This window comes from Curvibacter lanceolatus ATCC 14669, assembly GCF_000381265.1.
Taxonomy (GTDB): domain Bacteria; phylum Pseudomonadota; class Gammaproteobacteria; order Burkholderiales; family Burkholderiaceae_C; genus Curvibacter; species Curvibacter lanceolatus.
In genome coordinates this window covers 1-24,097 of record NZ_KB906264.1, presented here as the reverse complement: position 1 = coordinate 24,097, position 24,097 = coordinate 1, and the positions used below count along the sequence as shown (strand labels likewise).

The window sequence follows — 24,097 nt, the reverse complement described above, 5'->3', positions numbered from 1 at the left end:
CCGCTGCGGTTCAGCGGTCCAGCACGATGCGCAATTCGAGGGCGGGCTGAGGCTGGTCGCGCCGGGCTGTCAGGCGTCCGTTGTCGAGCTGGCTGAGGTCGGCCTGCCAGCCGGGCAGGTTGGGCTGCTGACCTTGCAGCCAATGGAACAGTGCCGCGATCGGCACGGGTGTGCCGGTGGCGTCGGCCGCCAGTTGCGCCAGCGTGGTGTAACGGCGGGTTTCGCCACGCGCCTGCCAAAGTGCCTGATCGGGCGTCCATTCAAGGTGGGCCACCGTGCTGCCCAGCGGGCTGAACAGATCGAGCGAGCCCTGCTCGGGCGTGCCCAGCAACTCAAAGCTGGCTGACCAGGATTGGGGGGCGTCCCCATCCACCTTCAAGGCCAGGCGCCCGCTCCACAGGTGGGCCGGGCGCGGGCTGCCGTCGTCGGGTGAGGCACGCCTGCCGCTGGCGCAGCCCAGCAAGCCCAGCGGCGACAGCACGCCCGCAAAGACGAGGCGCCTGCGCAGGCGGCGGGGTTCGGCTGTCATGGCTTGACGTTGAACCGGCGCATCGTGTCCTGAAGGGTTTCGTTGTCGCGGCTCAGTGCAAGGCCTTGCTTCCAGATTGCGGTGGCACGGCTGCGCTGGCCGGCGACCCACAACACCTCACCCAGGTGGGCGGCGATCTCCGGGTCGGGTTTGCTCTGGAACGCCTTGTCCAGGATCTGGATGGCTTCCTGCAAGCGGCCGCGCTTGAATTCCACCCAGCCCAGGCTGTCGCTGATGAAGGGGTCATTGGGGGCCAGCTCCAGAGCCTTGGTCACCAACTGGTGTGCCTCGTCCAGGCGCACGCCGCGATCGGCCAGCGAGTAGCCGAGAGCGTTGTAGGCGTTCTGGTTTTCAGGCTGTTGCGCAATGATGTCGCGCAGCAGCTTTTCCATCTGGTCGAAGCGCCCCAGCTTCTCGGCCATCATGGCCAGGTCGTACATGAGGTCGGTGTCGTCCGGGTTGGACTGCAGGGCGGAGTCCAGCAATTGCAGGGCGGCTTCGTAGGCCTTCTGGCTGCGCAGCAGTTGCACTTCGGCCATCAGCCGGGTGCGCGCTTCGCTGGGGGTGTTGGTGGGCAGGGTTTGCAGCAGCGCACGGGCCTCGTCGACCTTGCCCTGGGCCCCCAGGATGGCGGCCCGCCGGGTGCGCGCCGTGGTCTGTAGCGAAGGGCTGTCGATCTTGCTCAACCAGGCGTTGGCCGCCGCGTAGTCCTGTCGCTTCTCGGCCAGTTGCGCCAGCGACAGGTAGGCCTGCGACAGCCCGCGCTGGCGTGCCTCGCCCTCGGGCTGGGCGCTGGCCAGGCCCAGGTAGCGCTCCAGAGACTTCTGGGCCTGGGCCTGCTGGTTCTCCTCGGTCTGCAGGGCGCCCAGGATGAGCCAGGCCTCGGCCAGCTCCGGTTGGTTGATGGTGACCGTGGTGAGTTGCTGCTGCGCTTCGTTGTAGCGCTGCGCATCCAGCAAGGTGCGGGCGTAGGCGATCCGCATGTCACCCTTCTGGGGATACCTGTCCAGGTAGCCTCTGATCAGGGTTTCTGCCGCGGGTGTCTTGGGGCCCATGATCTGCAGGGCCAGCCGAATCGGTGCCTCGGAGGCCGGTTGCTGCTTCAAACCGGTCTGCACGGCTTCCAGCGCCTGCGGGGTCTGCCCGGCGGCCAGGCGCAATTGGCCCACTGCTGCCCAGGCGTCGCCAGCGATTTCGGGGTCGCGCAGTTCTTTGTCGAGTGCCTCTTCAACCACCTTGGCGGCCAGGGCCCGGTCACCAACCCGGCCGTACAGGGCCGGGATGGCCGCCAGCAACTGGGGTTTTTGCGTGGCTGATGCCAGGGCCAGCTCGCGTTGCAGCGCCGGGATCGAATCGCTCACCCGGTTCAGGGCCAGCAGGATCTGCAGCACATAGCGATTGGCCTCGCGGGACTCGGGTTGGGCCAGGCGCCAGTTCTGCGCGGCCTGCAAGGCCGACTCGCCTGAGCGGGCCTGCAGCGCAATTTCCATCGCGCGCTGGTAAAGGCGGCTGTCGTTGGTGCGGCGGGCGCTGTCGAGCAGCAAGGCAAAGCCGGTGGCCGGGTCGGCGCCCTTGGCATTCATCTCGCCGAGCAGGATCTCGTAGAACAGCTGGGCGTCCATGAGCGACGGAGGCTCGGGGGCCGCGCGCTCGGGCGAGGGAGGCATCTGGGCCTGGACAGGCTGAACAAGGGCCAGCAGGACGGCGGCGGCAACAGGAACCAAGCGGCGAAAAGGCTTCATCGACTCATAATAATCCATGCTTGCAAACGAAATGTGTGATGCCCGAATTACCCGAAGTTGAAGTCACCCGACGCAGTTTTGCCGATCGCATCGCCGGCGCAGAGGTGCTGTCTGCCAGCCTGGGCAAGCCGCTGCGCTGGCCCTTGGGCTGCGAGCCGTCCGCCCTCGTGGGGCGGCGTGTGCTGCGGGTGCGGCGGCGCGGCAAATACCTGTTGCTCGATCTGGATCAGGGCCTGTTGCTGCTGCACCTGGGCATGTCGGGCAGTGTGACTTTCGGTGCGGCTGCCACCCCGGCGGGCGTGCACGACCACTTCGACCTGCTCACCAACCAGGGCCTGTTGCGCCTGCACGACCCGCGCCGCTTTGGTGCGGTGGTGCATGCCCGCGATGAGTCGGACCCTGTGGCCCGCAAGCTGCTGGACCACCTGGGCCTGGAGCCGCTGGGCGATGATTTTCAGGTGGAGAACTTCCACGCCGGCTTGCGCCAGCGGCGCTCGGCCATCAAGCAGGTGCTGCTGGCGGGGGATGTGGTGGTGGGCGTGGGCAACATCTATGCGTCCGAGGCCCTGTTTCTGGCGGGCATCCGCCCCACCACCCGGGCCGATCGCATCAGCCTGACGCGGGCGCGCCGCCTGCATGGTGCCATCCGGGATGTGCTGGCGCGGGCGGTCGAAAAAGGGGGCAGCACCTTGCGCGACTTCAGCAACGCCGAGGGGCAGTCGGGGTATTTTCAGCTTGAGGCCATGGTGTATGGGCGCACCGGGCAACCCTGCCGGGCCTGTGGCACCTTGGTCAAGCAGCTCAAGCAGGGGCAGCGCTCCACTTTCTATTGTCCGCAATGCCAGCATGCCTGAGCGTGCGGGCCTGAGGGCATGCCTTGGCGCCACGGGGGCCGATGCTATAGTCAATCGCACATCGTTTCGGGGCCGCCGTGGGCACAACTTTCAATGAACAATTTGACCAGCATGGGGCTTGGCGGCGTGATTTCGCGCTGCGCCTGAAGCAGCTGGGCGAATGGGCGCGCACGCACCGCCTGGCAGATGCCGCCGTGCAGGGCCAGCTGCAGCGCCTGGAGGCCCAGGTGCGGGCCGACAAGGTCACCGTGGCCTTTGTGGCCGAGTTCTCCCGTGGCAAATCGGAGCTGATCAACGCCTTGTTCTTTGCGGGCTACGGCCGCCGCATCATGCCGGCCGCGGCCGGCCGCACCACCATGTGCCCGACCGAGCTGGGCTACGAACCGGATCTGCCGGCCTGCCTGCGCCTGCTGCCGGTACAGACCCGGCTCGAGCCCCTGGCCCTGGCCGAGTGGCGCGAGCGGGCCGCACAGTGGACCCGCATCGACCTCGACCTGCAAGACCCCGAAGCCCTGGCGCAAACTCTGGAGAAGGTCTCGGAGGTGATCCGGGTCAGCCAGGACGAGGCCCGGGCGCTGGGTTTCTGGCATGACGAAACGCCTGAAGACAACCCCTTGCCCGATGCTGCCGGCCTGATCGAGGTGCCCCGCTGGCGCCACGCGCTGATCAACCTGGCACACCCGCTGCTGGAGCAGGGCCTGGTGATCCTCGACACCCCGGGGCTGAACGCGGTCGGGGCCGAACCTGAGTTGACCGTCAGCCTGATCCCGCAGTCGCACGCCGTGGTGTTCATCCTGGCCGCCGATGCCGGCGTGACCCGCTCCGACCTCACCATGTGGCGTGATCACCTGGCGCCGCCCGAGGGCTCGTCGGTGTCGCGCCTGGTGGTGCTCAACAAGATCGACACCCTGTGGGATGCCTTGAGCAGCCCCGAGCAGATCGAAGCCCAGATCCAGCGCCAGCGTGCCCAGTCGGCCGAGATGCTGGGCGTGCCGGTCGAGCAGGTGCTGGCCGTGTCGGCCCAGAAGGGCCTGGTGGCCAAGGTGTCAAACGACGCATCCTTGTTGGCCGCCAGCCGCCTGCCCGCCTTGGAGGACGCGCTGGGACAAGGCCTGCTGGGCAGCCGCCGGGCGATTCTTCAGCAGGCGGTGGCGCAGGGCGTGGGCGATCTGCGAACCGAGCTGGGGCGCGTGTTCAACATCCGGCGCCGCGATCTGGCCGAGCAGATGCTCGAACTCAACGGCCTGCGTGGCAAGAACGCCTCGGTGATCCATGGCATGCGCATCCGCATCGAGCAGGAGCAGGGCGAGTTCGACGAGAGCAATGCCCGGGTGCAGGCCGTCAAATCGGTGCACCTGAAGCTGCAGCGCGAAGCCTTGCAGACTTTGTCGGCCAGCAACCTGAAGATCATCCTCAGCCAGTTGGCGCAGGCGCTGCGCCAGCCCGGCATCAAGCTGGGGGCGCGCAAGGCCTACCTGGACACCTTTGCTGAGTTGCGCCGGGTGCTGAAAAGCGCCATCAGCGCCAGCGGTGAACTGCAGACCATGTTGTCGAGCTCGTTCAAGCAGTTCAATGCCGAATACGGCTTTTCGCTGCAGGTGCCCACCGCCCCCGACATGACCCGCTACGAGGCCGAGCTGCTGCGCATCGAGAGCAATCACCTGCAGTACCTGAGCCTGGGCAATGTGCTGCGCCTGGCCCAGCCAGCGTTTGGCGAGCGCCTGGTGCGGGCCCTGGGCACGCGCCTGCGCGTGGTGCTGGAGTCTGCCGCCAACGACCTGGAGCTCTGGAGCAGGGCCGCCATGGCGCAGATGGACGCCCAGGTGCGTGAGCGCCGGCGCAGCTTCATCCGCCGGCTGGAGGCGATCGACCGCATCCAGCAGGCGGCCACCAGCCTGGCCGACCGCATTGCCGAAATCGAGGCCAGTGAGCAGCAGCTTGAGCGCCAGTCGCGCCAGTTGCAAGGCCTGACCGAAGACCTGCTCGAAGCAGTCGACCAGGTGCCTCAGCGCCCTGAAACCATCACCGGGTGAGCAAATGACCGAAACACTGGCCCAACGGGTCGTCCGTTGGCAGCGCGAGCATGGGCGCCATGATCTGCCCTGGCAAAACACCCGCGACCCCTATCGGGTCTGGCTGTCGGAAATCATGCTGCAGCAGACGCAGGTGTCGACCGTGCTGGACTACTTCGACCGCTTTCTGGTGCGCTTTCCCGACGTGGCCGCGCTGGCCGCGGCCGAGCAGGACGAGGTGCTGGGCCTGTGGAGCGGCCTGGGCTATTACAGCCGGGCGCGCAACCTGCACGCCTGTGCGCGCCAGGTGGTTGACCTGCACGGCGGGGCGTTTCCGCGCAGCGCCGAGCTGCTGGCCACCTTGCCAGGCATTGGCCGCTCGACGGCGGCGGCCATCGCCTCCTTCTGCTTTGAAGAGCGGGTGGCGATCCTGGACGGCAATGTGAAGCGGGTGCTGACCCGGGCCCTGGGCTTTGGCGACGACTTGGCCGTGGCGGCCCACGAGCGCCGCCTGTGGGACCTGGCCACCGATCTGGTGCCCGATGCGCCCGCAGGCAGCCCCGATCCGGGCCGCTCACCCGACATGCCGGCCTACACCCAGGGCCTGATGGACCTGGGCGCCACGGTCTGCACCACGCGCAAGCCGGCCTGCCTGCTGTGCCCGCTGCAGGCCGCCTGCAAGGCCCTGGCCGAGGGTGAGCCCGAGCGTTACCCGGTGCGCACCCGCAAACTCAAGCGGCGTGCTGAAAGCTGGTGGCTGTTGTGGCTGGTGGGCCCGCAGGGCCAGGTGTGGCTGCAGCGGCGCCCGCAAAAAGGCATCTGGGCGGGGCTGGAGTGCCTGCCTGTGTTTGACAGCGAGGCCGCTCTGCCGGCCAGCCCGGCCGGCCTGTCGGCGCAGGCGCTGCCGGCTTTTCTGCATGTGCTCACCCACCGCGATCTGTACTTGCACCCGGTGCAATGGCGCTGCGAGCAGGCCGATCAGCCCCCGGTGCCGGGCCTGGAGGGGCGCTGGGTGGCCGCGGGCGATTGGCCTGCCCTGGGCTTGCCGGCGCCGGTGCGGCGCCTGTTCGAGGCGCAGTGACCCAGTGACTGGGTGGCTCAGTGGTTCAGTGGCTGTCGAGTTCGCGGTGCCGGGTCAGGGTGACCCAGTCGGCCGCGAAATGCCGTGACAGTTGCTCGACCAGGTACACCGAACGGTGCTGGCCCCCGGTGCAGCCCACGGCCACGGTGACATAGCTGCGGTGATCGCTGGCCATGGAGGGCAGCCAGTTGGCCACAAATTCGGCCACCTGGCGCTGCATCTCCAGCACCGGTGGGCTGGCGGCCAGGTAATCGGCCACGGCCTGGTCCTTGCCGGTGAGGGCGCGCAACTCGGGCTCGTAGTGCGGATTGGGCAGCATGCGCACGTCGAACACAAAATCGGCATCGACCGGAATGCCGCGCTTGAACGCAAACGATTGAAACACCAGCGTCAGCTGGCTGGCCGGCGCCGAGACCAGGTCCTTGACGTGGCGTTGCAGCTGGGCCGCCCGGATGAAGCTGGTGTCGATCACATGGGCCTGCTCACGCAGGTCGGCCAGCAACTCGCGCTCGAGTTCGATGGCCTGCACCAGGGCGCGCTCTTGCGTGGCGCCCTGCGACAGCGGGTGGCGGCGCCGGGTCTCGGAGTAGCGCCGCACCAGGATGTCGGTGGTGGCATCGAGAAACAGCGGCCGCACCGTGATACCCGCGTCGCGCAGGGCACGCAGTTGCTGCGGCACCTGGGGCAGCGAGGTGGCGCTGCGCACATCCATGGCAATGGCCAGTTTGTGGGCATGGTGCTCCTGTTCCAAGGCCACCAGGGGTTGCAACAACTCGGGGGGCAGGTTGTCCACGCAGTAGAAACCGGCGTCTTCGAGCGCGTGCAGCGCCACCGATTTGCCCGAGCCGGACATGCCGGTGATGAGGACGATTTCCATGGGTCAGGCCCTCTTCTTGCGCGCCACAGGCGCAGCGACGGCAACGGGCTCAGGCAGTGCGCCCGGCGGCACCAGGTCCAGCATCTCGCGGGCATGGGCCAGCGAGGCGGCCGACTGTGCGTCGCCACCCAGCATGCGGGCCACCTCCTGCACGCGGGCATCGGCGCTGATGGGGGCCACGCTGCTGCGGGTGCCACGGGCCACCGACAGCTTGGACACCTGAAGGTGCTGGTGCGCATAGGCGGCCACCTGGGCCAGGTGGGTCACGGCCAACACCTGCCGGTCTTGCCCCAGTTGGCGCATCAACTGGCCCACGGTCTGGGCCACGGCGCCGCCCACACCCGAATCCACCTCGTCGAAGATCAGCGTCTGGGCCTGGCCCAGGCGGCTGGTGGTGACGGCAATCGCCAGGGCAATGCGCGACAGCTCGCCGCCCGAGGCCACCTTGCCCACCGGCCGGGGTGTGGTGCCGGCATGCCCCGCCACCAGAAACTCGACGTCTTCCAGCCCGCTGGCACCAGGGCTGGCGGCGGCGGGCAGGGCCACCTCGAAGCGGCCCCCCTTCATTCCCAGCGACTGCATGGCGGTGGTGATGGCCCGCGACAGCTGCGGCGCGGCTACGGCACGCTGGCGCGAGACCTGCCGCGCTTCGGCCAGAAAGGCTTTTTCGGTCTGCGCGGCGGCGCTTTCAAGCTTGTCGAGATCGGCCGCGGCGTCCAGCGTCTGCAACTCGCGCTTCCAGTCGGCCAGCAGGGCGGGCAGGTCGGCCGGGGGGCGCTTGTAGCGCCGTGCCAGGCCCATCCACTGCGTCAGGCGCTGGTCGAGCTCGGCCAGGGTGTCGGGGTCGAGGTCGGTGCGGCGCAGCCAGCTGTTGAGCGAGTGCGCCGCATCTTCGGCCTGGGCCAGGCTGGAGGCCAGCACATCGGCAATGGCCTTGAATTCGGGTTCCAGGTGCTCATGGTCTTGCAGGCGGGCCTGGGCGCGGGCCAGCAGGGCCACGGCGCCGGCGTCTTCGGCTTCCAGGGTTTCGATGGCACCCTGGGCGGCCTCCAGCAAGGTGTGCATGTGGGACAGGCGGGTGTGCTGATTGCTCAGTTCATCCCACTCGTCGGCCGCAGGGGCCAGTTTGTCCAGTTCGCCGATCTGCCAGGTCAGGCGTTCGCGCTCGCGCAGCAGCGTGGCCTGGGCCGCGCGGGCGTGCTCCAGCGCGCTCAGTGCCGTGCGCCACTGTTGCCAGCAGGTTTGCATGGCGCGGGTGTCGATCTGGGCATAGGCATCCAGCAGGCTGCGCACCGACTCGGGTCGGGTCAGGCTCTGCCAGGCATGCTGGCCGTGGATGTCGAGCAGCAGGTCGCCCAGCTGGCGCAGCTGGGTGGCTGTGGCCGGGGTGCCATTGATCCAGGCGCGGCTCTTGCCCTGGGCATCCACCGTGCGGCGCAGCAGCAGGCTGTGGTCGTCGCCCTCCAGGGCGGCTTCTTCGAGCCATTGGCGCACCTCGGGTGTCAGGTCGAACTCGGCACACAGGTCGGCACGGGCCGCGCCGTCACGCACCACCGTGGCATCGGCCCGTGCGCCCAGCGTCAGTTGCACCGCGTCGATCAGGATCGACTTGCCGGCGCCAGTCTCGCCGGTGAGCACCGTGAAGCCCTGCGCCAGGTCCAGTTCGAGTTGCTCCACGATCACGAAGTCGCGAAGGGCTATGCGTTTGAGCGCCACGGTCAGGAACCTCCCTCGTTCCAGTGCATTTTCTTGCGCAGGGTGTCAAAGTAGCTCCAGCCGCGTGGGTGCAGAAACCGGGCCCGGTGCACCGATCGGCGCACGATGATCCGGTCGCCCAGCATCAGCGAGGCCAGCGATTGCATGTCGAAATTGGCGCTCACGTCGCGCCCGCTCACGATCTCGATCGCCACCTCGCCCGTGTCGGCCAGCACGATGGGCCGGTTGGACAGGGTATGAGGGGCAATCGGCGCCAGGATCCAGCCCGGAATGGACGGATGCATCAAGGGCCCGCCGGCCGACAGCGCATAGGCGGTCGAGCCGGTGGGCGAGGCGATGATCAAGCCGTCAGCGCGCTGGTTGGCCACAAAATGACCGTTCACCTCCACCCGCAGCTCGACCATGCCCGAGGTGCCGCCCCGGTTGACCACCACATCGTTCAGGGCCAAGGCATCAAACACCACATGGCCGTCGCGCATCACCTGTGCGTGCATCAGGCTGCGGTGGTCTTCTTCGTACTCGCCACGCAGCATGGGGTGCAGCGTGGTCTGGTAGTTTTCGAGGGGGATGTCGGTGATGAAACCCAGCCGCCCCTGGTTGATGCCGATCAAGGGCACGCCATGGCAGGCCAGCCTGCGGCCTATGCCCAGCATGGTGCCGTCGCCGCCCACCACCAGGCACAGGTCGCAGCGCGTGCCGATTTCTTCGACGCTGAGCGTGGCGTAAGAGCCCAAGCCCGTGTTAGCCTGGGTCTCGCTTTCCAGCACCACCTCGCAGCCTTGACGGGCCAGAAAATGCGCGATGTCATCCAGCACCTGACGCGAGTTGACGGCATTGGCGCCAGGCCCATGAGTCTGGTACTTGCCGATCAGGGCAACGTGGTGGAATTTGGACTTCATTCGATAAATTACATCATTAAAATCGCGCCATGCTCGATGACCGTTCCAAGTTGTTGTTGAAAGCTCTGGTCGAGCGCTATATCGCCGATGGTCAGCCGGTCGGCTCACGCACGCTGTCCAAGGCCTCGGGCCTGGAATTGTCGGCTGCCACCATCCGGAACGTCATGTCCGACCTCGAGGATCTGGGCCTGATCGCCAGCCCCCACACCTCGGCCGGTCGCATCCCCACGGCGCGGGGTTATCGGCTGTTCGTTGACACCATGTTGACAGTGCAACGTGAACAATTGTTGACGCCCCAACTGGCCCCCGAGCAACCCCAGAAGGTGATCGCCAATGCGGCCCACCTGCTGTCCAACCTGTCTCAATTTGTGGGCGTGGTCATGGCACCCCGGCGCACCTCGGTGTTTCGCCACATCGAGTTTCTGCGCCTGTCCGACCGCCGTCTGCTGGTCATCATCGTCTCGCCCGACGGTGATGTGCAAAACCGTGTCATCTTCACCGAGGCCGACTACACCCAGTCTCAGCTGCTGGAGGTGGCCAACTTCCTCAACGCCAACTACGCGGGCCTGGCCATCGAGCAGGTGCGTGAACGGCTCAAGGGCGAGGTCGAAAGCCTGCGCGCCGAAATCGCGGCCCTCATGCAGGCCGCCGTCAATGTCAGCTCGGACGCCCTCACCCAGGCCCAGGACGAGGTCGTCATCTCGGGCGAACGCAACCTGCTGTCGGTCAGTGATTTTTCGGGCGACATGGGCCACCTGCGCCGGGCCTTTGACCTGTTCGAGCAGAAAACCCAGCTCATGCGCCTGCTCGACATCTCCAGCCAGGCCGACGGCGTGAGCATCTTCATCGGCGGCGAAAGTAAGACCGTGCCCTTCGAAGAACTCTCTGTTGTCAGCGCCCCCTACGAGGTCGATGGCCAGATCGTCGGCACCCTCGGCGTCATCGGCCCCACCCGCATGCCCTACGACCGCATGATCCAGATCGTCGACATCACGGCGAAATTGGTCACCAACGCCCTGAGCCACAACAAGTAGCCTCTTACAATACAAAGATCCTGACCCGGTCACGGGCTCAGGTTGGGGGGGGCGTTAGCTCAGTTGGTTAGAGCAGAGGACTCATAATCCTTTGGTCGCGGGTTCAAGTCCCTCACGCCCTACCAAGCTAGATAAAGAAACCGCGCTATCGAATGGGTAGCGCGGTTTTTGTTTTTCAGAGGCGTGTAGCCACTGTGTAGCCAAATTCTGAGTGTTGTACTGAGCGCCAGATGACATAAAGTCCGGCAAGCTTGCCGGACTTTATGTCCTTGGTTCTGGGGGGGGGACTGAGCTGCGCAGATGTTTCGGGGCTTTTGATGGGGTGGCTTGCAGCGAGTAGCAGGCTCTCAGCAGAGAGATTCCGCTCTGCAGCGGTTGCTGACCTTGGCGCTATACTTGCAGTAGGCTGGTATCGGCCATCAGCCGTCTGTTGCGACGGGCAGCTTTTGGGCATCTCATCCTGCGACTGCTGCAAGGTGCTGCTGATCGGAAAACTTCAGGACTTGTGCCGCGACGAAGATCCCATCAAGTCCTTGGAGAGCTTCCTTACTCATGACCAGCAGCAGCCCAAGAAAATGACCGGCTGGCTGAAGAACGAGCCCATCAGGCACAGGCTTTGAACCGCCTCTTACACTGGCCCAAACCATCAGGGAGGAGAAGATGATTTGTTCGGCCTGTGTCACACCCCAGACCCTCAAAGACTTGGTAAACAGCAACGGGCTACTTGGCCCATGCAGCTACTGCAACAAGGTGGGCACCACCGTTTCAAAGTCAGCCCTCTTTGACTACATCTTCGAGCGGGTCAGGGAGAACGTGGCCGCCGAAGACGACCTCTCCAACTACGAGCATGACCTGATCTACGAGCTGGGGTCCGATGAGATCAATGTGACCAGCTACGACATTGTTTTGTCTGAGTGGTTCAACCTCGGGGACGAGGTGTATTTTGACGACCTCTGCGATGCTGTTCCCGCCGATTTCAAAATCAACATTCGAGGGAAGGAAACCCACTTCTACAACGATGATGGGCTCTTGGAGCGGAACTTCTATGAGGACCGATGGGCCGAGTTCATCAACGGCATTAAGCATGCCCATCGCTTCTTTAATCCGAACGCCCGTGGCTTTCTTGACGATGTTTTCAAGCTGCTGGTAACGACTGGCGAGGTCTTGAAGCCCGAAGTAATCCGCACCCTCGATCAGGGCGCCGAGTTGTTCCGTGCTCGCACTGCCGCGAACTACGAGAAGGCCAAGGAGATTGCCGACAACCCAGCTTCACAGCTTGGCCCAACACCCAAGGACAGAGCCAGCAGCCAACGGATGACCCCCAACGGCATTCCTGCTCTGTACTGTGCTCTTGAACGCAAGACTTGCCTGAGCGAGATCCGCTCAATCACGGGGGACGATGTTGTCAGTGTTGCGATGACTCCGACCACCAGCCTGAAGCTCTTGGACTTGACTAAGCTAGAGCAGGTCGAGCCACCCATGCTGACACTGCTGGACAAAGGCTACTTGGATGCCCAGCACCTCAAGACTTTTTTGAAGTCTCTGGTGAAGAAGATGTCCAAGCCCAAGGGGCGAAATGATGAGCTGAGCTACTTGTCCACACAGGTTGTTTTTGAGTACTTACGGCTTCGATTCGGCCAACAGGTTGACGGTCTTGTTTTCCCATCTGTGCAGACTGGAGAGAAGGGCACAAACCTTGTCCTGTTCCCTGAAGCCAGTGTCATCAGTGCCACGAATTTTGAGCGGCCAACTGAGATGGATATTGCCTTCAGGGACAAGCCGCCACAGGTCTTCAACCCCGAAGAAAAGCTTGCTGTCATCAAAGACTCGCTTCGCTTCCACAAGGTCAAGGCCATCACGACCGAGGCCACAACCTACAGCAGGATTGACGGCCTCTACATGAGCGATGAAGTCCGCATGCGGTTTGGCGGTGCCTTTAACTTTGATGTCGCTGAAGACGAAGAAGAAGGGTAGTTTGGCTCGGGGGCCTGCATCTTTCCAACATGCCTATCTACAGCAGTCGATTGAGAACGTCTGGAAGTGGCCGACGGCGTGAGTTTGGCCGTGGAGATCGATGGGATTTTCCACTGCAGCTCCAAGTGCGAATGCCGGTTCAACTGATCACTCGTGCCGGTTCTCGTTGACCAGCCTCGCTGGAGTTGACCAAGTTCCGCAGGCGGCTAGGAGCTGCTGGTCACCTGCGACTGCTATCAGGTACGCGCCCTCACGATGTTTGCCAAGACCTTCTGATTGATTTGGACGCGCTTCGTATGCTGAGCACCAGAGAGCTTCCGTTTTCGCCAAGTATCCATATAGAACTGTCTCTCCCAGTCGTTGATCCAGCCCTTTTCGTGTGCGTGGTCAATGGTCTCAGCGTTGATGGCGCGCTCAACGTCACTTTCGATTCTTTTGACGGCTTGGAAAATGAGGTCAGAAGGTAGGTTAGTGAACTTCTTGACACAGCAGTTTCCAACGATTGCGACGCTGGCGTTTCTTCTGTTCCTGAGGAGGCATATTTCGATGATTGGGAAATGCCCACAAAGGCAGGTTTCGGGTTCATCTTCCCGCCAGACATGGTCAAGAACCCATTCGAGTTTTGCCTCGTCCCAAGTGTCGGCGACACTGAGAGAAATTAGATTTGTGGTCAATTGATATTCGGACATGGCCTGAAGGGCTGATGTAATTTAGACCGAAAAACTTGCGGGGCAAACTAGACGTCCCTGTCAACTCCAGATGGATACCAGCTCGGCAATCTTGGTTGCAACGACCGCCATGGTGTCTTCTGATGTATCAAGTCCGCTTCTCGACGCCAGCATGGGGCTGACATCGCGGAGCGCGGTGTACGTCGTGCCGTGCACGATAGGAACGAGGCGGTTGCCCTGCAGAAGCGTTGAAAGCTCCTTGTCGGCGACGCCCTCTTTCGGTAGACGCGCAAGCAATGCAGGGGTGACAAGGACTAGTCCTATTTTGGAGGCGGCCAGACCCTTGTCGATTGCGCGCATCATTGGTACACCAAGGCCAAGATCCTTTTCGCTGAACCAAACCCTGACACCCGCTGCTTCGAGCAAATCATGCAGTTGTTTGGCGGCTCCCTGTCGGTCATCCCATGCGTGGCAGAGAAAGCAATCCCGAAGGTCAGGCCTCGCCGCCGCCTCTTTTTCAATTGCTTCCCGCACCGGCGTGAGGGACACCACCTGTGCTGGCGTATACAAGACAGCTGAACTGGCGCGGGACCAGCGTGGCCGCGAGCCGCCGCCTCCGCTAGATCGACTTCCACCGCTATAGCTGTTGCCGTTGCTGCCGCCCGACGAGTAGGAAGAGCTGTTGCCACTGCCATAGCCAGTGTAACCACCGTACCGACGACCATAGCTGCCACGGCAGGCGGGACAGGCCGCCGCAGCGCTAGACGAGCGATGGCCTTCGACTGGAGCTGTGCACCGAGCCATGCTTACCCCCTTGGCGGAAAAGTGTCGTTGCCGTGGCTGTCCTTGTATTGAATCCGGCCATTCTGGCCATGGACCACCAACTCGGACTTCTGATTCTGTGAGATCTCCCGGGCGCGATCCACCGCGTCTTGCTTGCGGTCAAAAACTTGCGTATCGCGTTGGGCTCCAGCCCCCCTGACGGCCCAGCCATCTTCACGGGGCACCACATGTTGATTGCGTTTGCTCATATCGAGGCTCCTTGTTGCGGCGTGATTGCCGCTAAATAGGTGTGCGGTCGCTAAATCCGGCGCGGACAATAGCCATATCGCTGTCCGCATAGAAAATGAAGACCGCACACATAAAAGCCCAGGGAGGAGCCGTGCCACCGAAACTGCCTTCAGAACGACATGCCAGTGTTGAGGAGTTATCCCGTTCGCTGATGATGCTGACTTCCGCCGAGCGGCTACGCCTGTTCGCAAGAGCTAGGCTGCTTCTCTGGGGTACTGAGTACACCGATCCCCAGGAGTTGCTCAATGAAGCAGTGAAACGCGCCCTCATTGCAGCAAGCGGGACCAAACATGACGGCGAACGCGGACGTCCTTGGCCTATTGACCGGGTGCCGCTTCCGGCATTTCTGTCTGGCTGCATGGAGAGCATCGCCGATTCATCCCGGGAGTCGCTTGGGCAAACCCAGACCGACCGATTGGAAGCTCTGGCGGGCGAGGTCAGGGACGTTGACACGATGATTTACCGCGCTGGTGGCTGGAACACTGACGTCGTGGAGCAAGCCATTGAGGTGGAGGACGCAGCTGATAGGCAGCAGCGGGCTCGGGCGGACGCGCAATTCATTGAGGCCCACTTCAAAGAAGATCAAGAGGTGCTTGCGGTCATCGAGGGGGAGAAGGCTGACATGTCAGTAGCGGAGGTACTTGCCTTGTTCGATCTTGATCAGAAGACCTATGACACGGCACGGCGGAGACTGAGGAGGCAGGTGGACAAATTGATGCCAGGACGGAAACAGCGATGACCAACGAATCTCAGAAGACGCTCGCCGCAGTGCGAGCTCTGGCACTCAAAGACCTCGAAGCCACGTCTGACGAAGACATTCGGGCCGAGCTCGCCGCTGAGGGCATTGATCCCGATCAGCTGGCAGTCAGCATTGCAGTGAGTCTCGACGGCGTTCTCGCAGCCAGCCTTCGCCAACAAGCTGCGGCCGCCAAGGCGGCCATGCAGGTCCGAGCGATTCCCAAGACGTCACGACGACCTGCGCTGGATCGAATCAAAGAACGCATCGCGCAAGCCTTCGCGGCCGAGCCACAACTGGCTACTGCATTCCGAGAAGGAAGCCGCCAAAGCGATGCCGATCTAGAAACACTCTATGACGATCTTTTGCTGATGGGCAAGATCCCCGACGCCGATGATGGCCGTTGATGTCGATCGGCTCAGCCGTCCTGAGCGCTTGCTCTGGGAGCATGGCGTCAGGAGGCCCGAGCACATTGATCTGGAGGCCATTGCCAGCGCCAGGGGTGCTCACGTCATATACAGAAAGCTCGACGGTTGCGCAGCACGTTTGGTGGCTGCCGGTGATCATGCCGTCATCAGCGTCGCGATGGATGACAACCTCGGACGAAGGCGATTCTCGCTAGGGCATGAGTTGGCCCACTGGATGCAGGATGCCCAGCGGGCATCATTCAAGTGCTCCAGCACGGACATTGGTCCGCAAAATGCTGAAGCCAAGTCTATTGAGGCCGACGCCAATAGCTTTGCCAGTCAGCTGATCCTTCCGGACTATCTGGTCTGGCCATGGGTCGCTGAGCGCAAACCCAGCCTTGATCTTGCGAGCGCAATGGGCGCGGATTTTCAGGCCAGTCTGACTGCATCAGCCCTGAAGTTGCTCCAACGCACCAAAGTTCCTATCGCTATCACCTGCCATGATCAGCTGAGGTTGAAGTGGTCCCGGCGCAGTCGAGACTTTTCAACCGACTTCTACATCCTCAACGAGCTGCATCAAGACACAGGTGCTTTCGAGATGGCCTTTGGGGCAGCCAAAGGTCTGAGCCGTCCGAAGCGAGAGAGTGCTTCACGCTGGATCAGTGGCCCAGGCGTATATCGAATGGAAGTATGGTCGCAGTCGATCAGGCTTCCGGAAGGTTCTGTGCTAACCATGCTTGTGATTACCTAGGGCCTGCCGTTGCGTCGGGCGACAAGATTTGAGTGAACAAGATGATGAGCCGCTTCGGCATGGCCGAGTGCCAGTTTGAACTGACTACACCAAGCGCAATTTCGCCGGCACTCTCGGCGCTGAAACCACATCAGCAGTCCCCGAAACCACGGACAGGTTGGTCAGCTGGAAGGTCAGCGCATTGATCTCATCCACGCTGATACTAAGACTCTCTGCGATTTCACGGCGTCCCTGTTTTCGGCTATGCAGAATGTCGAACACTTTGGTGAGGAGTTGAGAAATTTCTCTCTCCATCGGCTCTGGCTCGTTCGTGCGATAGCCACTCTTGGCAATCTCTATGCACAAGCTTCGATAGTTCCACTCACTGACCAGCTCAAGGGAGTTGAATCGATAGGCCAGCGCAGCCAGTGACACCCCCCAATAGTGCTTCAGCTTCATCAGGTACTTGGTGGTGTAGGCGGGCGGCCGGTTGGCTTCCACGCTTTCCTTCGGCATGAGAAAAGCTGAGGCAAATGCATCGGCCTGGCGCTCCATCTCCGGCCCATGGGCCTGACCATGTTGCATGGAGTAGATGTCCCGTACCAGATGACCGAGCTCGTGAGCAGCATCGAAGCGGCTGCGCTCGGCAGACTTGATGGTGTTGAGAAAGACGAAGGGCTTGCCTTCGTACCAGGTGCAGAAGGCGTCCACCTCTCGAGTTTCTTCTGTCAGAGAAAAAACACGGATGCCTTTGGACTCCAGCAAATGGACCATGTTGGGAATGGGCGCATTGCCTAGGCCCCAGGCCCTGCGCAGGGTAGCCGCAGCCTCCTCAGGGCCCAGGTCGCTCAAGTCCGGCAAATCCGCCTGCGGCAGGCTGAAGCGGTCTTCGACCCATTGGTTGACCTTGAAGGCAATCGCGCCAGCCGCGAAGGCGCACGCCTTCACGCCGTCCGTCATTTTCGAGAGCTTGCGAAAACTCACCGCATGCTCATTGATCTCCGGCATGTCTTCGTCAATGAAAAAAAACTGCCGAGGGAAGTTCAGTAGTTCTGCGATACGGGCAAGAAGTTCCAGGTCAGGAGCAGATGCGCCAGTCTCGTAGTTCTGCAGGCTACGGCTGGTAACACCCAACTCCTTGGCTAACTGCGCCTTGGTCAAGCGCCTTCTGACCCTGGCAAATGTGATTTGCTTGGGGTTGATCTCGGGCATGGTCAACTACTCAAAACGTACCTGTCTTGGGCTCGACTTCCACCGTGGCAGGCGCGTTAGGCTCGTCCTTGCGAATAGTGAAGTTAGCCGGGTTGTTGTGGATGCTGCCCAGAATCAGACGAACGCCCCACTCAGTGATTTTCTTGTTGTCGAAACCGGTCGGCAGAGACAGCTCGAAGCGAACCTCGTTCAACACCTTGTCGTAGTGGTACAGCAGAGCCCAAACCTGGGTTTCCTTCTGTTGCTTTTCTTTAGCGAGCTTGAACGAGCCAAGGTTGAAAAGCTCCAACTGACTGTTCCTATGAATGAAGTTCTCCGCCACGGCCCCCTTCTCGGCCTGGTTCGTGGGATCCTCGAAACCGTTCTTCCCCGTTTCGCTATTACCGGTCATAACCACAATGGAGATCGAGCGATCGGGCGAACTGATGAAGGGGCAGTTCTGCTGCTCGTGGATATGCCACTGGTGCGCCGCGAGCAAAGTGCGCAGATCTTCAACGGTTTTCAGCCATTGCAGCACGCCCGCTGCCGTCGGTGCCGACGCGGGCGTGACTTCGTTGCGCCCTCCCAGACCACCCCTGATGGCATTCCTGAAGAGAATGGCTTTCAAGTCCGGATGCAGTGCCTGCAGTCGTGCCTCCACAAGCGCCAAATCATCCACGATCGTGGCACGGCGAACGAAGGCGTTGGGGGCGGTCAGCTCAAACTTGCGCACGGGGAATCCTTTCAATTTTCCGGAAAGTCTACCTCAGAACGAGGTTGATAAAGCGGAAAATAATTTAATATGTCATTACCGTGCCGCCTGATGCAACAGAGCTGCCCCCGGCAAGCCACAGGAACAACCCCACGGGTCCGCGGGAACATCCCGATTCCGGAGGTTTGCCTTTTTGGAAGACCGCTTCCGACGGTTGCTGACCTTCAGTAGCAGAACCTGGGTGTCTGCTCTCAGCCTGAAGCCGTCCGACACAAGTCGGCCGGCAGCTCTGCAGCGGCTGCGGTCATGCGGTCATGCGGTTTTTCGGGTTGACCGGCCGCCACGTGAAGCAGACGACTAACCATCTGAGGCAGCGATGCGTAACCTCACCGACCTGAACCCATACGCGTCAAGAAGCCACGATTCGCTCGTGGCTTCCTATGCCATTCACCCAAGGGATCTAGCGTCAACGACTTCCAGTCTGGCCAATGCAGTTCATGCTGGCGCTTGGGCCCCCGCTTTTCACCCTTGTGCTTCGGCATTCCTCCCTTGGTCATCGCACGCGCCCCCCTGGGTAGCACACCCCGCACCAAGTAATCCGACTTGCACATGTACCGCACTGCAATTTGAAGACCACACAGTGCGTCGACATCGTGGTACTTGACCTCACCGATCCCGCAGTGTTCGTACTTCTCTTTTTCAGCGTTGCAATTAAAGTACAGCCCCTGGCCTCCTGTGACCTCGCCTGTCCAGTACTCGCCAATGCCCTTGGCGATCAGGATATCGTTCATGTGAAGCTTGGCATCCAGGAACAGCAAAACGTGGTTGTGAAAACCCTTGAGCCAGCCGAACTCTATCTTCCAGACATAGCCCAGAAGGGCCTTGCCGTACTTCTTGCTGAGGTACTTCAGGATCTGGCCTTTGTCAGCGTAAACGGTCTCAAAACCGATGGCGTCTGACGTATCGTGCTCTGCTTCAAGGTCATGTTTGTAGGTCAGATCGATGCGGATCACCAGCATCCGGCTGCGCGCTTCAAACAGCGCACAAACATAGTTCTGAACATTGCGCTCAGTTCTGCGCGCGGCATGGTGGAATGCCTTAACGGCCTTGCGGAACGCTTTTGAATTGCAGTGGCGCCTCACTGCATCGACGAAGGCATTCAATTGGCTTTCAACATACTGAGCTGCCTCGAGCGGCATGTTCTCGTCCAGCTTCATTGAAATCAGTTCGGAGCCGACCTGACCCAGGCAGACCAAGTAGAAGTACAGCTTGAGGTAGGGGTGCAGTTCGTGCTTTGGAAATCGACTGGGCAATTTCCGATCGGTGCAGAACAGGCGGGTCATGAGGCTGCGTCCCAACGGGCTGGAAGACACCCGCCACGCACCAGGTGTCTCTGAAACGGTCCGGAACAATTGCCCGCCGCTTTGAGCAAGCTTGGGCATCAGACGTTCGATGTGCTCTAGCGCGACAACAGCATCTAGGCGATGCGTGGTCACGACCTCGGCTTTACCTTGGCCGCCCATCAAAGTGCGGTGCCACAGCAGGGAGTGCAGGTCCTCAGCGTCGGCCAGCGGTTGAAAAGTTGTCATGTTCGAACTCGATTCAAGTCAATGGGAGGGCAATCACACAGTCACTTGGGTGAATTGAATCCACTTTGTCACCTTGCGTTTGTTTGCTGGATCCGAACTCGGTGCGGAAGTACCCAACAGACAATTGCTACTGGTTAGTAAAAAACCTGAACGGGACTGGTCGAAGGCTTCAGCAGGACCTCTCGTTGCGATGGTGCAAATCAGTTGGACTGGAACACGGCGCGAGGTGTCGAACATTGGACTGGATTGACAATAGTTGATGACTGGCAAGCTCGGGCAGTTGAAGGTGGTAGCGTTGCACCTCTTAGATACCATAAATCCCCCATTTATCTGTGGCCTTGGACGCTCCGCTGCCTTTCATATAGTGGAGATGGTTTCGAACGTCTCCGATACGCTCATAAGTTAGGTACTCCATCACCGTGTTTGGTCCTGTACATAATTTGTTTTGGCAAGAATTGCGACAAACCAAATCGCACGTCGGGGCGTCATTCGCACAGGCGCATTGCAACCATCTCCATGTAGGCGTGCAGAGCCTGCGCTGTACTGAGTTGTGCGATGCGCTTGCTGCCCGTTTGCCGCAAGCACTCCGAGCGCCCGTAGGTTTGGCTGGGCTTGGTCCCTTTGATCTCTAAAAGCCAGCCATACCAGCATTGCAAACGCACTGCGCGTTCCAGGCGTTCCCGCTGGGATGGCAAGTTTCCGCAGATCGAGACCATTGATCTGAACGAATCATCGGGATTGCTTTCTGCAACCCGGGTCACGCCAGGAAAGCGCTGAATCCAGCAGACCTTGAACGTTTCAATGTCAGCGGGCTGAGCCGTGGTGTCGAAGATCAGCAAGCAACGGTAGACGAGTCCTCGCCCTTTGATCCAATGCAAAGTCCACTGCCTGCCGACTAGGCGCTTGCCGACATCTTGATGACGCAAGTTGTTCCAAAAACCTGTCCATACGGAGCGGGTGAATTCATACGCCATTTGACGATCGTTTTCGAGCTCAAATGCCAACTCCAAGTGTTCGACTTTAACGTGTTCATTCGCCCGAAAAATCGAATCAAGCCACTTCAGCGCACCGCTTTCTCGGGCTGCGAAGAGTCGCTGGCGATCTCGAATTCGATTTGCAAACGAACTGTTGTTCAGCTTGTCGCGAATCAGGTCTGTGAAAGCCTCCACGCAGTGCCCAAACTGCCTGATCAGCGGCTGTTCTCGGGATTCAGTAATTCCGTTGGACTGGGTGTTGATACGCTTGTCGTTATCCTCCCTCGTAGGATCCTGAACCGTCGGATTCAGTTTAATCCAATGGTTCGGTTGAATATCCTTGGCCAACTCCGCCATACCGGTGGACGAGGCGCACTCGAGCACTAGGTCAACATAGGGGTGATACGCTTGGTGTGAGTCTTGAAAAAACACCAGGTAACGCATGGACCGAAACAGCTGCGGGCCCAAGTTCGTGTACTGATAATCGGTGTCTGAACCCAACAAGCGCTTGTCCAACCGATTCATGATGTGCCGTTTTTTGATCAACGTGCCTGCAGACGTGGGTGCACCCTTGATCACAATGGCCCACTCCAGTATGGACACGGCATGAAATAACGGCGTCTCGTCCAGCATGTCCCGGTGGTTGTACCAAGTACGCTTGCGCGGCAGGCCGTCGCTGCTGTCCAACTGTTCCGGATACGCCGCGGTGTGGTCTGCACTGCGGGGCCCGGTGGGTTCAGACGGCACGTGCTGGTGAGTCTGACTGAGCTCGTCCAGTATGGTGCGGCTGCGCCAGAGCTCGCCAAGAGCAGCGCCGTTGATGGTCTTCTGGGCGGGTATTGCCGGACCTTCGGCTGGGGGGCTCAATTTGACAAGCGATGGTTGTCGCCGTGTGGCTTTGTCCGTCATGACAAGACCCCTCAGCAAGTCTGCTCGATGGCAGCTTCTTCGCGCTTGGCCGCAACACCATTGGCATTACCAAGGCTGGGCAGGGGGTAGGCAGCTTTGGCCATGAATTCGGAATAGGCCGACGAGCGCGGCTTGGTGTGCCCCAGTTTGGGTTTCCGGTCCATGTCGCGGCTTTGCAGGCCGCAGTACTTGAATCCTGCGAACTGCTCACAACCGATCATTTCAACCGGCCGAACCAGGTACACCGCGACGTTCTCGATACGGTTGGTCAAGGGGTAGCCTTCAGCCACTTCGGGACACATGCCACGGAATTCAAATGGGGACCCCGGAAAATTCGGGTTGAAGAACTCCGCATCTGGATAGTTCTTGCTCCATGCTTGCCGCATGAATTCGATCAAGTGCACGAGTTCGTCAGCGCTGTGATTGTTGACCATGAAGGCGCAATGGATGCGCAAGCCTCGAGGTGAAACCATCAATTGGTAGGCTTCCACCAGGCGGTCCTTTGCCAAGCGTGCTTGAACGTCTGATTGCCAAGTTTTGTGGGCGGAAAAAATCTTGGCTACTTCTTGGTGCAGAGGTGGTGCAGGGAAGTGTTCGAGGGGCGGTCCCATCAGATCGACCTGGACGATGCGCGCGCCAGCGTGGAGTTTGACCTGCGCTTTGAAGGTCTTGAGGATTTCCGTGTAGTGCGCATTATGGCTGCGGCGGTGTTCGTACGCAGCCAAACGCTGGCGGGTTGTACCGGCATTGCGGCGGAAATCCACCATGAAACCTTCGATGCAGTCGTGAACGATTTTGGGGTTCGTGCGAACCATCGCTTCGAGCTCTTCTGGCGCGAGGCCGAAGAATTCGCGGCGCTGATTGAGTTCAATCAGCATGTGTTCAACGTCGGGTTGCAGTGCGAAGGGGATGCGCCCCATTGGTGTAATCATGTTCACCATTGAGCTGCTGTTCTGCAGCAACTCAATGGCGGCTTTCTTCATCTTCAGGCGCGTTGCGCCGTGGACTTTGTTGACCTTGGTGATGGGGTCGGGCGAGTCAATCAAGTCTCGACAGATATCCGTCCAGTTCAAGTGGCGGGAGGCGATCTCATAGGCCTTTTCGCCCGCCTGATCTGGCAAAACCTTCAGGAAATACTCGTTCGTCATGGACTCCGTCATGGCCATGTATTTGGCAATGGGCTTGGTTCGTAACATCATGGAAATGATCCTTTCAGTGCGTTGAATGCGACAGGCCCATCGGAACCAAAGTGGTCAGGATTTGAGGGCCTTTGAAATATGCCAATCCCCACTCCGTACGCGGCTAAGCATTTGAGGATGAGTCTTGACAAGGCAAAGTTTGAAGTGCCGTCGCGAATTGGGGAATGGACGGTTTTCAACGCCATCAACGAAGCAAGCTCGGAAACACAAAAAATATTTGTGCACGCAAGTAAAGTTCGTCCCTCAGATCCCATTTGCGCGGCTGCGAACTCATTGCTGATGGGACCTTCGTTACCCGCTAGAGGGACCAGATGTTCGGTTGCGGCAAGCCTGGATGGACGAGCTCCACGACCGTGAGCGTGTTTGCTGGGCATGGTGAATCACTTCAACCCACCAATCCACCTCGCGGAAGACCGACGTGCCGCCAGGTACTGGGTTCTGCTCAGTCAACAAGCCTGCGCTTCTACAGTGAGTGGTCTGAGTGCTTGGCAGCACCTAGCTCCCAGATCAAAGCGTTTCGGTGCATTGAGATGACGCGACAGTCGATCGGCGGATGCAAGGGGGCGAAGACTCTTGGCATGGATCAACGCGATCCAGACTGTTGACCTCGCGAGTAGGGTTGATGTGCGGACCACCGCCAGATCAAATGGGCAATTCACCGGCGCCTTTTATCTGCACTTGCAGTCAGACGACCCGAATCCCAGCATCTGAGTTGTGCAGTGTGAATCCGGGATCCCGCCATTGTTCGTCGCAGTTGCTTTGGCCCACGATGCAGCTAAGTGTGCAATTGCGGGTGCCGTGGGCGGAGGAGGTAACACTTTCACCCCAGACGATATTGAGCAACAAGGCATCACACATCAATCATGATGTCACTAGTGATTAAATTGTGATTGCCTGGCAACGTCTCCATGTGAGTGACCTGCCCCCTCCCAGCCGTACCAACCTGAAGTTAGTGAAGTCCGTCAACCAACTGGAGAATGACGGATATGAAGAAGAGCAGATTCAGCGAGGAACAGATCATTGGGTTCCTTCGACAGGCTGAGGCAGGCATGCCTATCAAGGAACTCTGCCGCAACGGCGGCTTTAGTGATGCGACTTTCTACAAGTGGCGTGCCAAGTTCGGCGGCATGCAGGTCTCGGAGGCCCAACGCCTGCGAGAGCTGGAGTCTGAGAACGCCAAGCTCAAGCGGCTA

The 24,097-nt window shown here is 60.8% G+C and carries 23 protein-coding genes and 1 tRNA gene; 10 read left to right on the top strand and 14 right to left on the bottom strand.

Annotation, left to right across the window (positions count from 1 at the left end; all coding sequences use genetic code 11):
* Positions 1-10 precede the first annotated feature (10 nt).
* Together F624_RS0119605 and F624_RS0119600 are read right to left on the bottom strand one after the other, a co-directional pair.
* Positions 11-529, bottom strand: a complete 519-nt coding sequence (locus F624_RS0119605) for a lipoprotein insertase outer membrane protein LolB (protein WP_019576048.1) — start codon at positions 527-529, stop codon at positions 11-13.
* Entirely contained in the window at positions 526-2,271 is a 1,746-nt protein-coding gene (locus F624_RS0119600; RefSeq protein ID WP_245573688.1) for a tetratricopeptide repeat protein, read from the bottom strand. The genes F624_RS0119605 and F624_RS0119600 overlap by 4 nt, the downstream gene beginning before the upstream one ends.
* Positions 2,272-2,309: 38 nt before the next feature.
* On the opposite strand from F624_RS0119600, the gene mutM reads away from it, so the two are divergent.
* The 3 genes from mutM (at position 2,310) to mutY (ending at position 6,218) form a co-directional block, all read left to right on the top strand.
* Positions 2,310-3,125, top strand: a complete 816-nt coding sequence (gene mutM / locus F624_RS0119595; protein ID WP_019576046.1) for a bifunctional DNA-formamidopyrimidine glycosylase/DNA-(apurinic or apyrimidinic site) lyase — start codon at positions 2,310-2,312, stop codon at positions 3,123-3,125.
* 77 nt (positions 3,126-3,202) lie between these two features.
* A complete protein-coding gene (locus F624_RS33555) occupies positions 3,203-5,158 on the top strand; it encodes a dynamin family protein (RefSeq protein WP_019576045.1) in 1,956 nt (651 codons plus the stop codon).
* Between the two features lie 4 nt (positions 5,159-5,162).
* The gene (gene mutY / locus F624_RS0119585) at positions 5,163-6,218 is read left to right on the top strand and encodes an A/G-specific adenine glycosylase (protein WP_019576044.1); all 1,056 of its coding nucleotides are present in this window, start codon (positions 5,163-5,165) and stop codon (positions 6,216-6,218) included.
* A 25-nt stretch (positions 6,219-6,243) separates the two neighbouring features.
* On the opposite strand, the gene rapZ is transcribed toward mutY, so the two are convergent.
* The 3 genes from rapZ to F624_RS0119570 are packed head-to-tail and all read right to left on the bottom strand — an operon-like array spanning position 6,244 to position 9,710.
* Positions 6,244-7,095, bottom strand: a complete 852-nt coding sequence (gene rapZ, locus F624_RS0119580; protein ID WP_019576043.1) for an RNase adapter RapZ — start codon at positions 7,093-7,095, stop codon at positions 6,244-6,246.
* A 3-nt stretch (positions 7,096-7,098) separates the two neighbouring features.
* Complete coding sequence (recN, locus tag F624_RS0119575) at positions 7,099-8,811, bottom strand: DNA repair protein RecN (RefSeq protein ID WP_051107467.1); 1,713 nt, start codon at positions 8,809-8,811, stop codon at positions 7,099-7,101.
* A gap of 2 nt (positions 8,812-8,813) precedes the next feature.
* Positions 8,814-9,710, bottom strand: coding sequence for an NAD kinase (locus F624_RS0119570; protein WP_019576041.1), 897 nt, complete (start codon positions 9,708-9,710; stop codon positions 8,814-8,816).
* A 29-nt stretch (positions 9,711-9,739) separates the two neighbouring features.
* On the opposite strand from F624_RS0119570, the gene hrcA reads away from it, so the two are divergent.
* Complete coding sequence (hrcA, locus tag F624_RS0119565; protein WP_019576040.1) at positions 9,740-10,744, top strand: heat-inducible transcriptional repressor HrcA; 1,005 nt, start codon at positions 9,740-9,742, stop codon at positions 10,742-10,744.
* 48 nt (positions 10,745-10,792) lie between these two features.
* Positions 10,793-10,869 (top strand) — tRNA-Ile (locus tag F624_RS0119560).
* Positions 10,870-11,199: 330 nt separating this feature from the next.
* Here the strand turns inward: F624_RS0119560 and F624_RS35385 are convergent.
* Complete coding sequence (locus F624_RS35385) at positions 11,200-11,427, bottom strand: hypothetical protein (protein ID WP_169426663.1); 228 nt, start codon at positions 11,425-11,427, stop codon at positions 11,200-11,202.
* On the opposite strand from F624_RS35385, the gene F624_RS0119550 reads away from it, so the two are divergent.
* Positions 11,405-12,718, top strand: a complete 1,314-nt coding sequence (locus tag F624_RS0119550) for an RES family NAD+ phosphorylase (protein ID WP_019576038.1) — start codon at positions 11,405-11,407, stop codon at positions 12,716-12,718. The genes F624_RS35385 and F624_RS0119550 overlap by 23 nt on opposite strands.
* Before the next feature lie 236 nt (positions 12,719-12,954).
* Here F624_RS0119550 and F624_RS0119545 read toward each other — a convergent pair whose 3' ends face one another.
* The 3 genes from F624_RS0119545 to F624_RS0119535 all read right to left on the bottom strand — a co-directional run bounded on the left by F624_RS0119545 (position 12,955) and on the right by F624_RS0119535 (position 14,417).
* Entirely contained in the window at positions 12,955-13,407 is a 453-nt protein-coding gene (locus tag F624_RS0119545) for a hypothetical protein (protein WP_019576037.1), read from the bottom strand.
* Positions 13,408-13,467: 60 nt separating this feature from the next.
* Positions 13,468-13,935, bottom strand: a complete 468-nt coding sequence (locus F624_RS35910; protein ID WP_245573687.1) for a toll/interleukin-1 receptor domain-containing protein — start codon at positions 13,933-13,935, stop codon at positions 13,468-13,470.
* Between the two features lie 257 nt (positions 13,936-14,192).
* A complete protein-coding gene (locus tag F624_RS0119535) occupies positions 14,193-14,417 on the bottom strand; it encodes a DUF2188 domain-containing protein (protein ID WP_019576035.1) in 225 nt (74 codons plus the stop codon).
* Between the two features lie 95 nt (positions 14,418-14,512).
* Between F624_RS0119535 and F624_RS0119530 the strand changes: the two genes are divergently transcribed.
* Genes F624_RS0119530 through F624_RS0119520 form a run of 3 tightly spaced genes read left to right on the top strand, consistent with a single transcriptional unit; the run spans position 14,513 to position 16,351 of the window.
* Positions 14,513-15,196 carry a hypothetical protein gene (locus tag F624_RS0119530; RefSeq protein WP_157443531.1) on the top strand — a complete coding sequence of 228 codons (684 nt, stop codon included), beginning with the start codon at positions 14,513-14,515 and terminating at the stop codon, positions 15,194-15,196.
* The gene (locus tag F624_RS0119525) at positions 15,193-15,600 is read left to right on the top strand and encodes a hypothetical protein (protein ID WP_019576033.1); all 408 of its coding nucleotides are present in this window, start codon (positions 15,193-15,195) and stop codon (positions 15,598-15,600) included. Before F624_RS0119530 ends, F624_RS0119525 begins: the two co-directional genes overlap by 4 nt.
* Entirely contained in the window at positions 15,587-16,351 is a 765-nt protein-coding gene (locus tag F624_RS0119520) for an ImmA/IrrE family metallo-endopeptidase (protein WP_019576032.1), read from the top strand. The genes F624_RS0119525 and F624_RS0119520 overlap by 14 nt, the downstream gene beginning before the upstream one ends.
* An 84-nt stretch (positions 16,352-16,435) precedes the next feature.
* On the opposite strand, the gene F624_RS0119515 is transcribed toward F624_RS0119520, so the two are convergent.
* From F624_RS0119515 to F624_RS0119495, 5 genes are all read right to left on the bottom strand, one after another.
* A complete protein-coding gene (locus tag F624_RS0119515) occupies positions 16,436-17,542 on the bottom strand; it encodes an XRE family transcriptional regulator (RefSeq protein WP_019576031.1) in 1,107 nt (368 codons plus the stop codon).
* A 10-nt stretch (positions 17,543-17,552) separates the two neighbouring features.
* Positions 17,553-18,254 carry a hypothetical protein gene (locus F624_RS0119510; protein ID WP_019576030.1) on the bottom strand — a complete coding sequence of 234 codons (702 nt, stop codon included), beginning with the start codon at positions 18,252-18,254 and terminating at the stop codon, positions 17,553-17,555.
* Positions 18,255-18,619: 365 nt separating this feature from the next.
* Positions 18,620-19,822, bottom strand: a complete 1,203-nt coding sequence (locus F624_RS33550; RefSeq protein ID WP_019576029.1) for a YagK/YfjJ domain-containing protein — start codon at positions 19,820-19,822, stop codon at positions 18,620-18,622.
* Positions 19,823-20,307: 485 nt separating this feature from the next.
* Complete coding sequence (locus F624_RS0119500) at positions 20,308-21,705, bottom strand: hypothetical protein (protein ID WP_019576028.1); 1,398 nt, start codon at positions 21,703-21,705, stop codon at positions 20,308-20,310.
* 11 nt (positions 21,706-21,716) lie between these two features.
* Positions 21,717-22,904 carry a hypothetical protein gene (locus F624_RS0119495; protein WP_019576027.1) on the bottom strand — a complete coding sequence of 396 codons (1,188 nt, stop codon included), beginning with the start codon at positions 22,902-22,904 and terminating at the stop codon, positions 21,717-21,719.
* 986 nt (positions 22,905-23,890) lie between these two features.
* Between F624_RS0119495 and F624_RS0119490 the strand changes: the two genes are divergently transcribed.
* On the top strand, positions 23,891-24,097 hold a 207-nt coding region (locus F624_RS0119490; protein ID WP_031255611.1), incomplete at its 3' end, for a transposase.